This window comes from Rhizobium leguminosarum, from assembly GCF_002953715.1.
Classification (GTDB): domain Bacteria; phylum Pseudomonadota; class Alphaproteobacteria; order Rhizobiales; family Rhizobiaceae; genus Rhizobium; species Rhizobium leguminosarum_V.
In genome coordinates, this window is sequence record NZ_CP025012.1 from 3,070,864 (window position 1) to 3,088,606 (window position 17,743).

Here is a 17,743-nt window from a genome sequence, read left to right on the forward strand (position 1 = left end):
ATTGACGAAATAAATGCATCCACTATACATAAATATATGAACGTCGAACCGAGCTGGGATTTCTACCGCAGTTTCGTGACCGTGCTCCAGCAGGGGTCGCTTTCGGCCGCCGCCCGTGAACTGGGGCTGACCCAGCCGACCATAGGCCGCCATGTCGATGCTCTGGAACTGGCGATCGGCGCCGAACTCTTCACCCGCTCACCGAACGGGCTGCTGCCGACCGACGCCGCATTGGCACTGAAGCCCTATGCCGAAACGCTGGCGGCAACCACCGCCGCCCTTTTGCGCACCGCATCCGGTGAGCGCGATCGCGTGGCGGGAACGGTCAGGATCAGCGCCAGCGAGGTCATCGCCGTCGAAGTGCTGCCCGGGATTCTCGGACCGCTGCAGGAGACTTATCCGGAACTTCAAATCGAGCTCTCGGCTTCCGATACGATCGAGGACCTGGTGAACCGCGAGGCCGATATCGCCGTGCGCATGGCCGAGCCACAGCAGGGTGCGCTCGTCGTGCGCCGCATCGGCGATATCCCGCTCGGCTTTCACGCCCATCGCCGCTATCTCGAACGATACGGCATTCCGCAGACCCTGGCTGACCTTGCAAACCACCGGCTCATCGGCTTCGACCGGCAGACGGCCTATGTCCGCATGGTGATGAAACGTTATGCGGTGCCTGGCATCGAATTCACCTTCCGCTCCGACAGCAACCTCGCCCAACTTTCGGCGATCCGTGCTGGCGTTGGCATCGGCATCTGCCAGACAGGGCTCGCGCGTGAAAATCCCGACCTTGTTCACATCCTGCCTGATACCTTCAGCATACCGCTCGGCACGTGGGTGGCGATGCATGAGAGCCTGAAGTCTTCGCCGCGCTGCCGCGCTACCTTTGATGTATTGGTCAAGGGGCTTCAGGGCTATTACCGATATTCGACCAGCGCATAATCGCGAAAATCAGAATCGATTTTCGGAAAGAATCATGCGCAAATTTCGAAGCGATAGAGGCTCCTTAACGCGTCGAGCACCCCAGCGGGATGGAAATGATAACGCACAGCCCGGTTGAACTCGTGCCTCACGATCCGCAATGGCCGCAAGCCTTCCAGCGCATCCGCGACAGGCTGCTGGTCTTGCTGCCGCAAGCGATCTCCATCGATCACATCGGCAGCACGTCCATACCGGGCATGACAGCCAAGCCGCTTATCGATATCGACATCGTTCTTCCCGGCCTCGGGCATATCGAGGGCGCCACACGCGTGCTCCTGGCAGAAGGCTACGAGCCACGCGGAAACCGCTATGATGACGAGGTCTGGGCTTTTCTATCGAGAGGTTCAGTGCCGACGGAACGGGTCTACCTTTGCCCTTCCGGCAACGGCACGCATCGAAACAGGCTGGCTTTCCGGGATTATCTCATCGCGCATCCGCAAGCGGCGGCCGATTATGCCGCGCTCAAACGCAGGCTGGCAGCCGAATTCAGGATGGACGGCGACCGCTATACTGCGCATAAGCGCGAATTCGTCGATGCGATCGTCGCGCGGGCATTGACGGGCGATGCTTAACTTCAGATGCCTTGCGAGGCCTCGGCCGTACGGTCCTTCCACAGGCCGTCCACCACCTCGGTTTCCGGCCGGTCGCCACCCTCGGCATATTCCTCATGCCATTTGCCGTTCTCGTCCTGCCAACTGATCTCGGCGGAATCGCCGCCGACCTGCTGTTCGGCCGCGACGATGCGCGCAGCTTCGAGCGCCTCGGCATGGGTCGGGAATGCCTCGGAATAGACACCTCCCAGCCTGTAGGCCCAGCCGCCGTCATGCGGCACGACTTCGTAGACCACCTTGATCATGCATCCGTCTCCTCATCTTCTTGTTGCGCATTCGCACGCTTCCGGACAGGATCCGGATCATCGCGGCCGCTTGACGAGAATTCGAGGACGCCGCGATCTGCTTTCCGGCCCCGATGACGTTCAGTATTCCATTAAACGCTGAAGACTGCAAATGGCACTCGACCGGGGCTCGCTTGATAGGCGAAATCAGCGACTTAGATTAAATGCATGAATCGGAATAGGAGCTGAGGCTTGGGGTTCGCGTCACGCTTTAAAGAGGAAAGGTTTCTGGTCGCCGCACTTGTCGTTGCAGCGATCGCCTATCTCTTGGAACACGCCGTGATCGGGATGGGGCGCGGCGTCGCGCTGATTGCCGCCGTCGCCCTGGTCGGCACCATCGTGCTCGCCTCGATCCGCGTCGCCCATCATGCCGAACTGCTCGCCGTCAAGGTCGGCGATCCCTATGGCACGATGATCCTGACGCTTTCGGCCGTCGCCGTCGAAGTCATCATCCTCGCCATCATGATGGGCGGCGAGAGTTCGCCGACGCTGGTGCGCGACACGATCTACTCGGCCCTGATGCTCGATATCAACGGCATTCTCGGCCTGGCCGCCCTGCTCGGCGGCCTCAAGCATGGCGAACAGCCCTATAACGACAATTCCGGCAAGACCTACGGCGTGATGATCCTTACAGCCATGGGTATTTCGATGATCGTGCCGGAATTCGTGCCCAGCGACAAATGGCACTATTATTCCGCCTTCACCATCGTTGCGATGATCGCGCTCTACGGCCTCTTCCTGCGCATGCAGGTTGGCCAGCACAGCTATTTCTTCAGCTACAGCTACCCGCGCTCCGAACGGAAGAAGGAAAGTCCGGACGAGCATGGCCCCGACGAGTCGGCGGCGATCTCGATCGCCACCATTCTGGTCGGCGTCGTCATCATCGGCCTGCTGGCGGAGTTCATGGCCGCCTTCATGACCGAAGGCCTGCGCGACAGCGGCGCGCCGATCGCCGTGACCGCCGTGGTCGTAGCAGCGATTTCGGCCGCCCCCGAGATCCTGACCGCATTAAGGGCGGCACTCAGGAACCGCATGCAGGCGACGGTCAACATCGCCATGGGCGCCTCGCTGTCGACGGTCATCCTGACCGTGCCTGTCATGGAGGCGATCGCGCTCTATACCGGCCAGCCCTTCATCATGGCGATGACCCCGGTGCAGACGGTGATGGTGGCGATCACGCTGATTGCCGCCGCGATCAACCTCAACGACGGCGAGACCAACGCTATCGAGGGCATGACGCATTTCATCCTCTTCGCCACCTTCGTCATGCTGACGGCGCTGGGACTTTGACGGCTTCCCTTCTCCTGACGGGGAATGGAGAGCAGCCATCCGCGCGCGGAAAATCAGCTCAAAGAGTTAGCTTCTTGACAGCCGCGCCTTTGGAGAGGGCTTTCGACAGTCATTCCTTCGACTTTTCGAGGAAACGCTGCTTGCGGGTTTTCGGCTTGAAGCGCCGGAAGAAACCTTCGATGGCGCGGATCGATTTGGTGACGGACATCAGCCTGTCGATCTGGCCGTTCGCATTGTGGAGCCGTTCCGACAGAACTTCAGCCGCGGTCATCGCGATCTCGATCGGCGGCACCTGTGGGAAGCGTTTGGCGAGTGCCGCATAGGGGCTGACGTCCACGCCGCCCATCATCGAGATCGTGCCCATCCTGGCAAAGAGACGCAGGAAGATCTGCTCGAACGTCCAGTCGTGCACGTCGAAGACCTTCCACTTCTCGCTCCTCTTGGCCGAGAAGCCGGCAAGCAGGATCTTGCCCGGCAGTTGCAACTCGGCGAGCCAAAGCGCCATCGCAAAGCCGCTCGTCGCGATCTTGTCGGTCGGATAGAGATCGCCGAGCATTTGCGTCAGATCGAGATGGCGGGTTCTGGCGCCTTTGAAGCCGCTCTCGTCACTGAAGTTCTCCTCCGGCGAGACGCGAATGTTGACGACACCCAGAAAATCGTCGCCGGCAAAGAAACGCAGGACATCCACCACCTCGCGCCGGTGGACGATATTGGCGCCCATCACACCGCTGCGGGCAATCAGCACCGCATGGCCGGCGAAGGGTTCGTCGAGCACCTTATAAACATTGTTGAAGAAGACGTAGAGCGCCGTCTCCGGCAATTCGCTTCGCAGCCGTCCGAAATCGACTGCTTCGCTGTTTGCCACCAGCACGATGTGGGAATAGGGTGACAGCAGCGCCTTCCACGCCTCCGGCGTCAGGACGTTGAAGCCGCCATCTGCGGCGGCGGCACTCTGCGTATCACTGGAGATTGCTTCCATACCGGCTCACATGCACTTTCCAAGGACGATGCGCTCTGACCGCCTTACTAGCTGTTGCTGAAATAGGCGCGCGTTCGTGCCAGCCGCGTCAGCCCGCCGATGCGCTTTCCCAAATGCGAGAAGAAACCCGCAACCCGACCCGCCATCGACGGCTGCCTGCAGAAAGAGGCCCACGGTGTGTTGCTGAGATCCTCGATATAGTGCTTGGCCATCCGCCGGTGCACCCAGGGCACGGTGGCCTGCCACGGCTTTTTCCGGCCGGTGAAATGAAGGATCGCCGGCCGGGCGACGAAGGGCAGCAGGCCCGTCTGCGTGTTCCAGCGCGGATCGAGCACCAGCCAGTCGCCGTCGAAGGTGACATTCAGCGCATCCTGGTCGTTATTCTCGAAGAGATGCGACCGCTCCTCGAAGATCTCCCGTGTCCTGGCAAAAAGCTGCCTCTCCCGGCAGGCCGACCAGTCGAACAGCAGCACGCCGGCATTGAAGTAGCGACCGTCCGCGCGCATGCCGATCTTCCGCTGTCGGGCACCGGCCTTCTCAGGAAAGGCCATGACATAATCGTCGACCGCAGCAAGCGCTTTGCCTTGAAGATTTCTCGTGAAGAGTTCGTCGACCGGTGAAACCGCCAACACATCGGCGTCGAGATAGAGCAGGCGCTCGATATGATCGGGTATATGCAGATCCATGTAGAGTCGCGCCAATGTCGCGCCCGACCAGCGGCCCCGCGCCTGCAGCGCCGTATCCGGCGTATTGTAGGGCAGCACCCTGATCGCCATGTCATGCAGCCGCGCGAAATTTCCCACTTGGGCGATCTCGTTCGGCTTGAGGTCGATGCCGAGAAGCAGGAACTCCACGGCAAGACCCGAGAGATTGCGCTTGACGGAAAGCAGGGTGCAGCAGGCGGCAGGCAGCATGTTGACATCCGAACAGACGATCACGGCACTCTGCTGCAAAATCCCGGCCTCCCGAAGCGGCAACTTAAACTTGATGCCGGATATCTAGTTGGTTTGATGCCAACCCGCAACCGCAGATCACCCGCCGGACCGTCACTCTGCGTCACGTTTTGAATCGGATTTCAACGACTTGAGAGGCAAAGCGGAATCAACTCCGCAGCATGTTGAATCGGGATGTGAGCTACTATCGCAGCGCCAGCCCAACGTCACGGCAAACAAAAAGGCCCGCCGTCGCCGGCAGGCCTTCGATCGGTATTTTTGAAAACCCGCTTACTTGCAGGCGCCGCAGAAGCGCTGGATGCGGCGGCAGGCTTCCTCGAGCTGCTCCTCCGAAGTCGCGTAGGAGATGCGGAAGTTCGGGCCGAGGCCGAAGGCCGAACCATGAACGACGGCAACGCCTTCCGTTTCCAACAGTTCGGAAACGAAATCCTCGTCCGTCGCGATGACCTTGCCCGACGGAGCCGTCTTGCCGATCAGGCCGGCGCAGGACGGATAGACATAGAAGGCGCCTTCCGGCACCGGGCAGACGATCCCCTTGGCCTGATTCAGCATCGAAACGACGAGATCGCGACGGCCTTCGAAGATCTTCTTGTTCTCGGGGATGAAGTCCTGTGTGCCGTTCAGCGCTTCGACAGCCGCCCACTGGGCGATCGACGTCGCACCCGAGGTCTGCTGCCCCTGGATCATGTCCATGGCCTTGATGAGCTGGATCGGGCCGGCCGCATAGCCGATACGCCAGCCGGTCATCGCATAGGCCTTGGAGACGCCGTTCATCGTCAGCGTACGGTCGTAGAGCTTAGGCTCGACTTCCACAGGCGTGACGAACTTGAAGTCGCCATAGGTCAGGTGCTCGTACATGTCGTCGGTCAGCACCCAGACCTGAGGATTCTTCATCAGCACATCCGTCAGCGCCTTCAGCTCGTCATGCGTATAGGCCGCCCCCGTCGGGTTGGACGGCGAGTTGAAGATGAACCACTTGGTCTTCGGCGTGATCGCCTTTTCGAGATCGGCCGCCTGAAGCTTGAAGTTATGCTCCTGGGTGGCCGAAACGAAAACCGGCGTGCCGCCGCACAGTGCCACCATCTCAGGATAGGAAACCCAGTAAGGCGCCGGGATGACGACTTCGTCGCCGGGGTTCAGCGTTGCCATGAAGGCGTTGAAAAGGATCTGCTTGCCGCCGGTGCCGACGATCGTCTGCTCCCAGGAATAGTCGAGGCCATTCTCGCGCTTGAACTTGGCGGCGATCGCCTTGCGCAATTCCGGGATACCGGAAACCGGCGTGTACTTCGTTTCGCCGCGATTGATCGCGTCGATGGCCGCCGTCTTGATATTATCGGGCGTATCGAAATCCGGCTCACCTGCGCCGAGGCCAATGACGTCACGTCCTTTGGCTTTCAGCTCGCGCGCTTTCTGGGAGACGGCGATGGTGGCTGAAGGCTTCACACGGGAAAGAGCATCGGCAAGGAAAGCCATGATAACGGTCCTAATGGTTGAAACGGGCAGAAAGCCGGGACCGGAGTTCTGCGGTTAGCTCTATGTCCAATGTATGACGGCATTTCAAGCGGAAAGGCGTCATGGTGGCATGATTCTTATTGATCGGTTCGCCGCGTCGCCCGCCCGGCATGCCGCGCCCTTGGGAGAGGCTTGCGTCACCTGGTCGAAACGCCAGGCGCAGACCTTGAATCAATCTCTGAAGTCACACGGATTTATCCCCTGAAATCAGAGGCATCGTCGAATTCGGCCAACGCCACGAATAAGCCGCAACAAATGCCGCGCCACGCCGCAATTCGGTCGCGAGCGCGCCGAGATCGAAGCCGCATCATCCGGCATCCGAAATTGGTTATTGAGGGTATGCCAATGTTTCTGGAAGATGAGTTTGCCATAGGGCGCATTCGCGCGCGCCGAATTTCCGTTTCAGTCCTTGTTGCCGTCACCGCTTTTGCCGCCTGCATCGCCGCGATGCTAGGGCTTGCCTCCGCCGCCCGCGCCGCCGAGACGCCGCAGGCATCCGTCCAGCTCGCAGCGCTTGTCCGGCCGAACGATGTCCGCAGCGGCTCGCTGCTCTTTCCGTCGAAGGAGCCGGGCTTCTATGTCGAAGCGCCGCGGCTGAAGAGTGATGTCGCCATCGATGTCTCCGGCCCGATTGCCAGGGTAAAGGTGACGCAACGCTTCCAGAATCCGAGCCAGGGTTGGGTCGAGGGCACCTACGTCTTTCCGCTGCCGGAGAATTCCGCCGTCGACGCGCTGAAAATGCAGATCGGCGAACGTTTCATCGAAGGCCAGATCAAGCCACGCCAGGAAGCCCGCGAGATCTACGAGCAGGCCAAGGCCGAGGGCAAGAAGACGGCGTTGCTCGAACAGCAGCGGCCGAACATCTTCACCAACCAGGTCGCCAATATCGGTCCCGGCGAAACCATCGTCGTCCAGATCGAATATCAGCAGATGATCCACCAGTCGGGCGGCGAGTTCTCGCTGCGCTTCCCGATGGTCGTCGCCCCGCGCTACAATCCGGCGCCGATCGTCCAGACCGTCGAGTTCAACAACGGCGCCGGTTTTGCCACACCGCGCGACCCGGTGGAAAACCGCGACAAGATCGAAGCCCCCGTGCTTGATCCGCGTGAGAACGCCAGGATCAATCCGGTTTCGCTGACCGTCGACCTCAAGGCCGGTTTCCCGCTCGGCGACGTCAAATCCTCCTTCCACGCGGTCGATATCAGCCAGGACGGCGACCAGGCGAGAACGATCAGCCTGAAGGCGGACTCCGTTCCCGCCGACAAGGATTTCGAGCTCACTTGGAAGGCAGCCCCGGGCAAGATGCCGAGTGCCGGCCTCTTCCGCGAAGTGATGAACGGCAAGACCTACCTGCTCGCCTTCGTCACCCCGCCCACTGCCCCGGATGCAGCAGCACCGCCGGCAAGACGCGAGGTGGTCTTCGTCATCGACAATTCCGGCTCGATGTCCGGCCCGTCGATCGAGCAGGCAAGGCAGAGCCTGGCGCTTGCGATCTCCAAGCTGAACCCCGACGACCGCTTCAACGTCATCCGTTTCGACGATACGATGACCGATTATTTCAAGGGTCTCGTCACTGCCACCCCTGACAATCGCGAAAAGGCGATCGCCTATGTCAGAGGCCTGACAGCCGACGGCGGCACGGAAATGCTGCCTGCCTTGCAGGCTGCGCTGCGTAACCAGGGACCGGTCGCAAGCGGAGCGCTGCGCCAGGTCGTGTTCCTGACGGATGGCGCGATCGGCAACGAACAGCAGCTTTTCCAGGAAATCACCGCAAACCGCGGCGATGCCCGCGTCTTCACCGTCGGCATCGGCTCGGCGCCGAATACCTATTTCATGACCAAGGCCGCCGAAGTCGGCCGCGGCACCTTCACGGCGATCGGCTCGACCGATCAGGTGGCAAGCCGCATGGGCGAGCTTTTCGCCAAGCTGCGGAACCCAGCCATGACCGATATCGCCGCAACCTTCGAAGGCATCGCAGCCGAGAATATCACGCCGAACCCTATGCCGGACCTCTATAGCGGCGAGCCTGTCGTGCTGACCGCGCAACTGCCCGAGAATAAGCCCGCCGGTAAGCTGCAGATCATCGGCAAGACCGGCGACCAGCCCTGGCGCGTGGAGATGAATATCGCCAATGCCGCCAATGGCGACGGCATTTCCAAGCTCTGGGCGCGGCGCAAGATCGACGATTTCGAGGCGCGCGCCTATGAACGTCAGGATCCGGCCGCGCTCGACAAGGATATCGAGACCGTGGCGCTCGCCCATCACCTCGTCTCCCGCGTCACCAGCCTGGTCGCCGTCGACGTCACCCCGTCTCGCCCGGTCGATCAGCCGCTCGGCTCAACCAAGCTGCCGCTCAACCTGCCGGAAGGTTGGGATTTTGATAAGGTCCTCGGCGAAAACCCCGCCCCTCTTGGCGGCGCGGAGCGCCATGGCTCGGTTACGCCGGCAGGAAACGCCGGACCGGAACAGGCTGCGGCCGAAACACAGGATCTCGCCGCGTCGCCTGAGATCGCAAACATGATGGCCGCAGCCCCGACCGCCAAGGCCGCCACCATGATCGCGCAAAAAAGCACGACCGTGAACCTGCCGCAGACGGCGACGCGCGCCGACGAGCAGATCATCCGCGGGCTGACCATGTTGCTCCTCGCGCTGACGGCGGCAAGCGGGCTGGCCGTCTGGCGGCGGCGCCTCAAGGGCATTATCGCAGTCGGAGCCAAGCGAAATGGTCTCTAGGCTTTCTGCAAACCAGAATGAGGAAGCGGCCGAATTCGAGCCGCTTCCGACCTATCTGGAACTCGCCATGGCCGCCGCCACGGCCTATGACCGGCCGAAGATGCGCCAGAAGAAGGGTTTCTTCCTCTGGCGTCTTTCCTCGATCGAAAAAGCAATCGCCTTTGCCATCGCCGGCCTTGCCCTCTATGGCCTGGCGCTGATCGGCGACGGCTTCCTGCTGAAGGCGAAGGCGGAGCTTTCCCAGATCCTGCTGAAACGCGCCTTCGCCGCCGAATTGCGGGGCGAAGAAACAAAACCTTGGCCTTGGGCGGATTTCACCACCGAGGCCAAGGTGCGTGCCCCGCGCCTCGGCAAGGAGGCGATCGTGCTCTCCGGCGCCTCCGGCGAAGCTCTCGCCTTCGGTCCGGCCTGGCTCGTCAACACGCCACAGCCGGGCGAGGAAGGCACCTCCGTGATTGCCGCCCATCGCGACACGCATTTCCGCTGGCTGCAATATATAAGGCCCGGCGATACGATTGAAGTCACGCGCCGCGACGGCAAGCTGTTGACCTTCAAGGCCGGCGAGGGTCGCATCGCCCCGTGGGATGCAAGCGGCATCGATCCCTCCTCCGATGGCCGCCGCCTGGTGCTGACCACCTGCTGGCCCTTCGACGCGACCGAACGCGGGCCGTTGCGCTACATCCTCGAGGCGGAACTGGTCGATGGCCAGGCGACAGGCTCGGTTCAACCGGTAAACACAAAGCCGTTATTGCAGACCGAATGAGGTTGAAGCTCTCCCCTGCACGCTCCACGTTCAGCCTGGAGAGACGACAGGGAAGCCAATGAAGAGAGTGTCTACCCTCCATTTCGCCGCCGCGCTGATCGTGTTCGGCGCCGCATCCGCCAATGCCGCCGATACCGTCAACACGCAGGGTCCAACCGTCCGTGTCGAAAAACTCGCCGACGGTCTCCAACATCCCTGGGCGGTCGAGGTGTTGCCCGATGGCGCCTATCTCGTCACCGAGCGGCCCGGCCGCATGCGGATCGTCCGCGACGGCAAGGTCTCCGAGCCGATCGGCGGCGTGCCCAAGGTCAGCGCCCGCGGCCAGGGCGGCCTGATGGACGTGGCGCTCGCTCCGGACTTTGCGACCAGCCGCAAGCTCTATTTCACCGCCGCCATCGCCAACAGCCAGGGCTCCGGCACCGAAGCCTTCAGTGCCACGCTTTCCACTGACGAGAAGACGCTCGATGCCGTGACGCCTGTTTTCACCATGCGGCGCTTCACGTCAGGCAATATCCAGTACGGCTCGCGCATCGCGATTGCCCGTGACGGCTCGCTGTTCATCAGCGTCGGCGACCGCGGCGACCGCCGTCGCTCGCAAGACTGGCAGGACGATGCCGGCTCGATCATCCACATCAATGCCGACGGCAGCATCCCTGCCGACAATCCGTTCAAAGACGGCGGCAAGGCGCTGCCGGAAATCTGGTCGAAAGGCCACCGCAACCCGCAGGGGATCACCTTCGACGCCGAGGATGGCAAGCTCTATACCGTCGAGCACGGCGCGCGCGGCGGCGACGAGATCAACCAGCCCGAGGCCGGCAAGAATTACGGCTGGCCGATCATCACCTATGGCCGCGACTATTCGGGTGCCGAGATCGGCGAAGGCACCACCAAGGAAGGGCTGGAACAGCCGCTGCATTATTGGGATCCTTCGATCGCGCCCGGCGCGCTTGTCGTCTATCGCGGCGCCATGTTTCCGGAATGGGACGGCAATTTCATCGTCGCGGCGCTGAAGTTCCAGCTGCTCTCACGCATGCAGCGCGACGACGGCGGCGCCTCTGTCGCCGAAGAGCGCCTGTTCGAGGGCGAATACGGCCGCATCCGCGACGTCATCGTCGCGCCCGACGGCGCCCTGCTGATGGTGACGGATGAGGACAACGGCGCGCTGTTGCGCCTCTCGCGCGCCGAAGCCGACAACGGCTGAGATCACGAGAGGATGAGAAACGGACTGAAGGTGGAGACCCAGCAAGCCGGAATCGAACGCCGTCATCGATCTCGACAGCGAACTGGGACACCAAACTCGAGCGTCTATTTACAACTATATTCCCAAATGAAGTATTGAGGATGCCTTGCATCCGGATCCTCATCTTGTTCCGGGTCTTTGCTCAACCATATGCCGCCAAGCGAAGAGACCCCGTTCTGGCAGCTCTTTTTGATCAACTTCGCCACCATCTCGAAGACCTGCAAATGACGATCCCGAAACGACATATTCGCTAGCGGGCCACCGTATTTTTCTCCGTTATGAATGACTTCGATCCTTCGATCTTTGGAACCTAGAGCAGTGACCGAATAATTGAATTTCGAGCCGCTAAGCTGTGTTGTTCCACTATCTATAGCGTCGCGGGCATTCGCGGGTTCTATGGCAATGATCAGAAGTCCCCACAACGCGATATACTTTAAATATCTAAAATACATGAGAGCCGCTCCGCCTACATTCGACCGATGGTATGGTCTTCATCCAATTACACAATCAAACAATTTTTCGTGGCGCCCGCAATGGCGCGCTGATGCGCCTCGCGCGCCGAAGACAACAATAGAAGACAACAATAGTTGAGGGGTCACAGCAGGCCGCGCAATTCCTTGCGGATGACGAATTTCAGCCCGGACCAGATTTCATCGACGGCGCAGACCTTGATGTCGACGAGACCCATCGGAAGCAGAACCTCCCGCAGCACGTCTTCAGTGATATCAGTCGGCACCCTCGAACTCTTCTTAGGCCAGGAGATCCAGACCATGCCATTCGGAACCAGAACAGGCAGGAGCGCAGGCGCGGTCCGCTCTAGCACGGCCCGTTCGGTCGTAAAGAGATGCACATAGTCGAATACCCGTGCGGGCGTCTCCGGAAGTGCCCGAACGACCGAGGCAAAGCCGTCGAAACGGTTGATATCGCCGATCGTTTCAGGAACGCTGAGAAGAGCCGCCGCCTGCCCACGCGCAAGGCCGAGCTTCCTGGCCAGCGGTGTGCCGGAATAACCGACCGCCTTGGGCGCTGCCGTGTCGTCAGCCTGCGGCCTCTCTTCGCCTCGCATGCCTTCACCTCCGCCAATCCGCGTGAAGTCTTCGCCCTTGCCGAAAAGAAATGCAACTGCTAACCGCTTCGGCACATCACCGCCCTTCCCTCATCGAGGATGACATGACGCGCGTTCAGGCGAACCTCCTCCTATTGCTTGCAGCCGCCATCTGGGGCGGCGGCTTCGTCGCGCAGTCGACGGCGATGAAGGCGATCGGCCCTTTCTGGTTCATCGGCCTGCGTTTTGCCGTAGCCACGCTGGCCGTGCTGCCCTTCGTCCTTTTCGAAGCGCACAAGGCAAAGGAGAAGACCAGCGCACGCCATGCGAAGCTCTATATCCTGATCGGCCTTGCCCTTTTCGGCGGTGCAGCCACGCAGCAGGTCGGACTGCAGACGACGACGGTGACGAATTCCAGCTTCATCACCGGCCTCTATGTCGTCTTCGTGCCGCTGATCGCCGTGTTCTTCCTGCGCCGTGCCCCGCATTGGATCATCTGGCCGGGCGCGCTGATGGCTGTCACCGGCATCTATCTCCTGTCCGGCGGCCATCTCTCGGCGCTGACGCCAGGCGATCTGCTGACCGTCGTCTGCGCCGTCTTCTGGGCGATCCAGATCACCCTTGCCGGCACGACCGTTTCGGAGACCGGAAGGCCGCTCGCGCTCTCCGCAGTGCAATTCGCCGTCACCGCAGTCTGTGCGCTGGCCGTTGCCGCAGCCGTCGAACCGGTCAGCCTTTCGGCGATACAGGCCGCGGCGCCGGAGATCCTTTATGTCGGCATCTTCTCCTCGGGCGTTGCTTTCGTGCTGCAGGTGATCGGCCAGCGCTACACGACGCCCTCCCAGGCCGCGATCTTCCTTTCTTCCGAAGCACTCTTTGGCGCCTCGCTCGCCGCCCTGCTGCTCGGCGAGACGATGCCGGTAACAGGCTATGCAGGTTGCGCGCTAATGTTTATCGCTATGCTTGTAGTCGAACTCGTGCCGGGACTGACCCGGCGGCGCTTGCCAGCCGCGTGAACACGCGTCCAAATATGGGTGAGTCACGCATCGGAAAAAAAAATTGATTTGCCGCGAGAGACGCGTTCACGTTGCATTTTTGGGAAAATCTGCTCGGAACTTATATTGCAGACGATATAAAACGTTAATCATTCCCTATCAGCGAAGGAAATTTTGCATTTTTTCGCAAATTGGATATCGACAGGGGTGTGCCCGCAACGACACGCTAAAAAACTTTTGCTTGCCAAAATCCTTTAAACGCAGCACTCTCAGCGCGTTCGGGCATTTTGCGAGCATGGGAAGTCCTTAAGTATTTGCGCGCCGGGAACGCTAATATCCCGGTCAGCCGGTTCCGAAAATGGCGGGCGAAAGTCCTGCCTGGAACAGGCCGAGGTAGAGGGGACCTTTTTCTCAAATTTCAAGAATTGCCTGCCAACACCTCCCCGCAAGGAGGCAATGCTATGATGCTGCCCGTGTGGATGGCGGGCAGAGAGAAAAGGACCTGAGGCATGGCAGAGACTGGCACTGTAAAATTCTTCAATACCGACAAAGGCTTCGGCTTCATCAAGCCGGACCGGGGCGGCGCCGATATCTTCGTTCACATTTCTGCCGTTCAGGCCTCTGGCCTGGCCGGTCTGACGGAAAACCAGAAGGTAAGCTTCGACACGGAGCCGGATCGCCGCGGCAAGGGCCCGAAGGCCGTCAATCTGCAGATTGCGGGCTGAACCCTTAACAAGGCTGGCGAGTTCGAGTTGAAGCCCGGCAGCAATGCCGGGTTTTGTCGTTCAGCCTTCGTTCAGCTACAAATCTGTACTACTCTCATCATCGAGAAAGGGGCCGGCGTTCGGTTCCCGGGATTAGGATTTATGCTTATGAACAGGCTCGCCAAGACCCTTCTGCTGACGGCAACCGCTGCAGCACTCACGCTTTCCGCCATCGGTGAAGCGTCGGCCCGCGACCGCCACTGGCGCCACGGCAATCACGGCAACAACGATGCGTGGGTCGGCGGCGCCGTCGGCCTTGCCACCGGCCTGATCGTCGGTTCGGCCATCGCCAACGCCAATAATGGTCCGGTCTACGAAGAGCGCCGCTACATCGACCCGGCCTACGAGCCGGATTATTACGAACCCGCTCCGGTCTATCGCGCCCCGCGCCGCGTCTATGTCGATCAGCCGCAATATGTTGAGCAACCGCGATATTATGCGCCCGTCCGCACAGCAGTAGAGCCCTGGTCGCCGCAATGGGAGCGCTATTGCTCCTACCGCTACCGCTCCTTCGATCCGCGCAGCGGCACCTATATTGGCAATGACGGCCGCAGCCACTTCTGCACCGCCGGCTGATCCCTCGATTATCCCCAATGCCAAGCGCCGCTTTTCAGCGGCGCTTTTGTTTTGCCTGGGTCAACCGGCCTTCTTGTTCCCAGAGCATGATGCCGAAAAGTGTGCGCGGTTTTCGGACGACATCATGCTCTATTTCTTTGATTTAGATCAGGCTTCAGATTTTAGGCCGATCGGGCCTAAAATCATCCTGATCTGGGGCATGGACTCGGCCTCGGCATCAAAATCGGTCGAGACGCTCACGGTGCGCCACATCCGATCGGCTTCGATGCGCGCCGCATCCGCCTTTTCGACATTGCGTACCGCATCGCTGCCGAGCAGCAGCCGGAACGGCGGCTCTTCGAGACCGGCAATGTGGATGACGACTGCAGCCGCTCTGGCAGGATCACCGGGCTGGCGACCATCGTACTCACGCTGGAAGCGCACCGTAGCGCCGACCGTCTCCGCATAGTCCTGCCGCCCTTCGGCAAGCACCGTCGAGGAGCCGGCGAAATCGGTCCTGAAGCCGCCGGGCTCGATCACCGTCACCCTTATGCCGAACGGCGCGACCTCTTTCGACAGTACCTCGGAAAAGCCCTCGACACCGAATTTCGCCGCCGAATAGGCGCCACGCCCGGCAGGTCCGATCCGGCCGCCGACGGATGAGAACTGGATGATGTGCCCCGCCCCCTGCCCGCGCATCAGGGCGATGACCGCCTTGGTCATGATGATCGTGCCGAAGAGATTGGTCTCGATCTGGGCGCGGAAATCGGCAAGACTGGTATCCTCGATCGAGCCGACATTGCCGTAGCCGGCATTGTTGACGAGCACGTCGATGCGCCCGAACCTCTTCACACCAGCCTCGACTGCCGCCGCTGCCGCCGCCTCGTCGGTCACGTCAAGCGCCAGCGTCAGCACCTGATCGCCATACCGCTCGGAAAGATCGGCAAGCTGGCCGGGATCGCGCGCAGTCGCCACCAAATTATCGCCGGAAGCCAAAACCGCCTCCGCCAGCGCCCGTCCAAGACCGCGCGAACTCCCTGTTATCAACCAGACTCTGAACATCGGAAACCCTCCTTCTTTGGTTCCCGGCTCATGTATGGTCTACTGTATCCAATCGAAAGAAGGTACCCAGACGATCCATACTCACCTTGAGGTAACTGACTTGACCAGTGACATCTTCGATTTCTGCAGCAGCATGACGGACGAACAGGATGGGCGGGCCCGTGAACTGATCGAGCGAGCGGCGGCGAAATGGCCGCTGCGCATCCTGCATGTACTCTCCGATGCCGGCGCGCCCTTGCGCTTCTCGCGCCTTATGGAGAGGGTCGAGGGCATCAGCCAGAAAGTGCTGACGCAGACGCTGCGCACCCTCGAAAGAGATGGCCTCATCATCCGCACGCTGTATCCCGAAGTGCCGCCGCGCGTCGAATATGAGTTGACGCCGCTCGGACGCGACCTCCTCATGCAAGTCGCCGCGCTCTGGCGCTGGATCGTCGAACACCTGAATGATTTCGATGCGCGCAAAGCCGTCAAGCTGACGGCCGCCGGCGTCTAAAGCGCGTCGCAATCTTTCAGATCCGCTCCTCGCGCTTTAGCTCCTTATTTTTACGCATGTCGTTATCGCAAAACCGCCGTACATTTTTGCGCGACATGCCTTCAGGCCGGAATGCGGATCGTTGCCCTCAGCCCGCCGAGCGGGCTGTCGCTGAGCGTGACGTTGCCGCCGTGGCTGCGGGCAATGTCGCGGGCGATCGCAAGGCCGAGGCCGGTGCCCGACGCATCCAGGTTGCGCGCCGTATCCAGCCGGAAGAATGGCTTGAACACGTCCTCGCGGTTCTTTTCCGGAATGCCCGGCCCATCATCGTCGAAGACGACGGTCAGCCATTTGGCGTTGTGCTTGGCCTCGATGTCGAGCCTATTGGCATAACGCCGAGCATTCGAGGCAAGGTTGGTGACGAGCCGCATGAAGGCATTCGGCCTGACGGATATGTCGTCATCGCCTTCGATGGAAAACCTGAATTTTTTGCCGTGCAGGGCGAAATCGGATTCCAGCTTCGCGAAGATCTCACTGAGTCTCAGCTCGCCGACATCCTCTTCGACCTCGCCGCGCGCAAAGGCCATATAGGCCTCCAGCATAGTCTGCATGTCGTTGACGTCATCGTTCAGTCCATGCAGGTCGGGATTGTCGCCAGCGAGTGCCAGTTGCAGCTTGAAGCGGGTGAGGATGGTGCGCAGATCATGGCTGACGCCGGAGAGCATCGCGGTGCGCTGTTCGATCTGCCGTTCGATTCGCTCCCGCATCAGAATGAAGGCAAGACCGGCGCGCCTGACCTCGTCGGCGCCGCGCGGATAGAAATTATCGGGCTTCTGCCCCTTGCCGAAGCTTTCAGCCGCTCGCGCCAAGGTCAGGATCGGCCGGATCTGCCCGCGCAGGAAGAGGATCGAGATGCCGATCAGCACCAGCGAGGTGCCGACCATCCAGACGATGAAGATATGGGTGTTCGACGCATAGGTCTGGCTGCGCTTGGTCAGCACCCGCAGGATCTTGTTGTCGAGTTTGATGCGGATCTCGACGAGGTTTGAATTGCCGACCGTGTCGATCCAGAAAGGCCGGTGGATCTCGTCGGTGATCTCGTCGCTGAGGATGCCATCGAGAATCGAGAAGAAAGGCTTGACCCGCGGCGGCGGCAGATCGCCGTCCGGCTCGATCGAGATCTGCAGGCTGAGCTGGTCGCGAGCAATGCGGATGATCTCGCTATAGTCCGAGTTTTGCGGATAGGTCTCAATGATTTCGATGATGGCGGCGATGTCACGGGTGACCGCAAGCGACAGCCGCTCCGTCACCATTTGCCAGTGGCGCTCCATGAAGACAGCGGCGACGACGGATTGCAAGAGCACCATCGGAATGATGATGATCAGCAGCGAGCGCGCGTAAAGCCCGGTCGGCAGCCGGCGGCGCAGCCAGCGGACGATCCAGCGCCAGCCCGGCGCAGAAGTGCGGTCTTCCCGCCGCAAGCTGTCGATCGTCACCATCTGCGCCGGTC

Annotated in this window: 18 protein-coding genes; 10 read left to right on the forward strand and 8 right to left on the reverse strand. The window is 60.9% G+C overall.

Going from position 1 to position 17,743, the window contains the following annotated elements; all coding sequences use genetic code 11:
* Positions 1–36: 36 nt before the first annotated feature.
* Complete coding sequence (locus CUJ84_RS15515; RefSeq protein WP_105006867.1) at positions 37–936, forward strand: LysR family transcriptional regulator; 900 nt, start codon at positions 37–39, stop codon at positions 934–936.
* 95 nt (positions 937–1,031) lie between these two features.
* A complete protein-coding gene (locus tag CUJ84_RS15520; RefSeq protein ID WP_105008203.1) occupies positions 1,032–1,547 on the forward strand; it encodes a GrpB family protein in 516 nt (171 codons plus the stop codon).
* Positions 1,548–1,549: 2 nt separating this feature from the next.
* Here CUJ84_RS15520 and CUJ84_RS15525 read toward each other — a convergent pair whose 3' ends face one another.
* Entirely contained in the window at positions 1,550–1,831 is a 282-nt protein-coding gene (locus CUJ84_RS15525; protein ID WP_017965291.1) for a DUF2188 domain-containing protein, read from the reverse strand.
* Between the two features lie 231 nt (positions 1,832–2,062).
* On the opposite strand from CUJ84_RS15525, the gene CUJ84_RS15530 reads away from it, so the two are divergent.
* Complete coding sequence (locus CUJ84_RS15530; protein ID WP_105006868.1) at positions 2,063–3,160, forward strand: calcium:proton antiporter; 1,098 nt, start codon at positions 2,063–2,065, stop codon at positions 3,158–3,160.
* A gap of 109 nt (positions 3,161–3,269) precedes the next feature.
* On the opposite strand, the gene CUJ84_RS15535 is transcribed toward CUJ84_RS15530, so the two are convergent.
* The 3 genes from CUJ84_RS15535 to CUJ84_RS15545 form a co-directional block, all read right to left on the reverse strand.
* A complete protein-coding gene (locus tag CUJ84_RS15535) occupies positions 3,270–4,139 on the reverse strand; it encodes a 3-deoxy-manno-octulosonate cytidylyltransferase (RefSeq protein ID WP_105006869.1) in 870 nt (289 codons plus the stop codon).
* Positions 4,140–4,186: 47 nt separating this feature from the next.
* Positions 4,187–5,092 carry a glycosyltransferase family 8 protein gene (locus CUJ84_RS15540; protein ID WP_105006870.1) on the reverse strand — a complete coding sequence of 302 codons (906 nt, stop codon included), beginning with the start codon at positions 5,090–5,092 and terminating at the stop codon, positions 4,187–4,189.
* A gap of 270 nt (positions 5,093–5,362) precedes the next feature.
* Positions 5,363–6,565, reverse strand: coding sequence for a pyridoxal phosphate-dependent aminotransferase (locus tag CUJ84_RS15545; RefSeq protein ID WP_027683605.1), 1,203 nt, complete (start codon positions 6,563–6,565; stop codon positions 5,363–5,365).
* A 384-nt stretch (positions 6,566–6,949) separates the two neighbouring features.
* Between CUJ84_RS15545 and CUJ84_RS15550 the strand changes: the two genes are divergently transcribed.
* Genes CUJ84_RS15550 through CUJ84_RS15560 form a run of 3 tightly spaced genes read left to right on the forward strand, consistent with a single transcriptional unit; the run spans position 6,950 to position 11,301 of the window.
* Positions 6,950–9,337: a marine proteobacterial sortase target protein gene (locus CUJ84_RS15550; RefSeq protein ID WP_105006871.1), complete on the forward strand. Its 2,388-nt coding sequence runs from the start codon at positions 6,950–6,952 to the stop codon at positions 9,335–9,337.
* Positions 9,327–10,100 carry a class GN sortase gene (locus CUJ84_RS15555; RefSeq protein ID WP_105006872.1) on the forward strand — a complete coding sequence of 258 codons (774 nt, stop codon included), beginning with the start codon at positions 9,327–9,329 and terminating at the stop codon, positions 10,098–10,100. The genes CUJ84_RS15550 and CUJ84_RS15555 overlap by 11 nt, the downstream gene beginning before the upstream one ends.
* 58 nt (positions 10,101–10,158) lie before the next feature.
* On the forward strand, positions 10,159–11,301 hold the full coding sequence (locus CUJ84_RS15560) for a PQQ-dependent sugar dehydrogenase (protein ID WP_105006873.1): 1,143 nt from the start codon (positions 10,159–10,161) through the stop codon (positions 11,299–11,301).
* Between the two features lie 104 nt (positions 11,302–11,405).
* Here the strand turns inward: CUJ84_RS15560 and CUJ84_RS15565 are convergent, their stop codons facing one another.
* Both CUJ84_RS15565 and CUJ84_RS15570 read right to left on the reverse strand, forming a co-directional pair.
* Entirely contained in the window at positions 11,406–11,792 is a 387-nt protein-coding gene (locus CUJ84_RS15565; protein WP_105006874.1) for a hypothetical protein, read from the reverse strand.
* A gap of 143 nt (positions 11,793–11,935) precedes the next feature.
* The gene (locus CUJ84_RS15570) at positions 11,936–12,406 is read right to left on the reverse strand and encodes a DUF3052 domain-containing protein (protein ID WP_105006875.1); all 471 of its coding nucleotides are present in this window, start codon (positions 12,404–12,406) and stop codon (positions 11,936–11,938) included.
* Positions 12,407–12,510: 104 nt separating this feature from the next.
* On the opposite strand from CUJ84_RS15570, the gene CUJ84_RS15575 reads away from it, so the two are divergent.
* The 3 genes from CUJ84_RS15575 to CUJ84_RS15585 all read left to right on the forward strand — a co-directional run bounded on the left by CUJ84_RS15575 (position 12,511) and on the right by CUJ84_RS15585 (position 14,720).
* Positions 12,511–13,401, forward strand: coding sequence for a DMT family transporter (locus CUJ84_RS15575; RefSeq protein WP_105008204.1), 891 nt, complete (start codon positions 12,511–12,513; stop codon positions 13,399–13,401).
* A gap of 488 nt (positions 13,402–13,889) precedes the next feature.
* Positions 13,890–14,105, forward strand: coding sequence for a cold-shock protein (locus CUJ84_RS15580; RefSeq protein ID WP_003561293.1), 216 nt, complete (start codon positions 13,890–13,892; stop codon positions 14,103–14,105).
* A gap of 141 nt (positions 14,106–14,246) precedes the next feature.
* Positions 14,247–14,720: a BA14K family protein gene (locus CUJ84_RS15585; RefSeq protein ID WP_199788715.1), complete on the forward strand. Its 474-nt coding sequence runs from the start codon at positions 14,247–14,249 to the stop codon at positions 14,718–14,720.
* Positions 14,721–14,867: 147 nt separating this feature from the next.
* On the opposite strand, the gene CUJ84_RS15590 is transcribed toward CUJ84_RS15585, so the two are convergent.
* Complete coding sequence (locus CUJ84_RS15590) at positions 14,868–15,761, reverse strand: oxidoreductase (RefSeq protein ID WP_105006877.1); 894 nt, start codon at positions 15,759–15,761, stop codon at positions 14,868–14,870.
* Between the two features lie 34 nt (positions 15,762–15,795).
* Between CUJ84_RS15590 and CUJ84_RS15595 the strand changes: the two genes are divergently transcribed.
* Positions 15,796–16,254, forward strand: coding sequence for a winged helix-turn-helix transcriptional regulator (locus CUJ84_RS15595; protein WP_105006878.1), 459 nt, complete (start codon positions 15,796–15,798; stop codon positions 16,252–16,254).
* Between the two features lie 101 nt (positions 16,255–16,355).
* Here CUJ84_RS15595 and CUJ84_RS15600 read toward each other — a convergent pair whose 3' ends face one another.
* Positions 16,356–17,732 (reverse strand): ATP-binding protein, encoded by a 1,377-nt coding sequence (locus tag CUJ84_RS15600; protein ID WP_105006879.1) that lies wholly within the window; start codon positions 17,730–17,732, stop codon positions 16,356–16,358.
* Between the last annotated feature and the right edge of the window lie 11 nt (positions 17,733–17,743).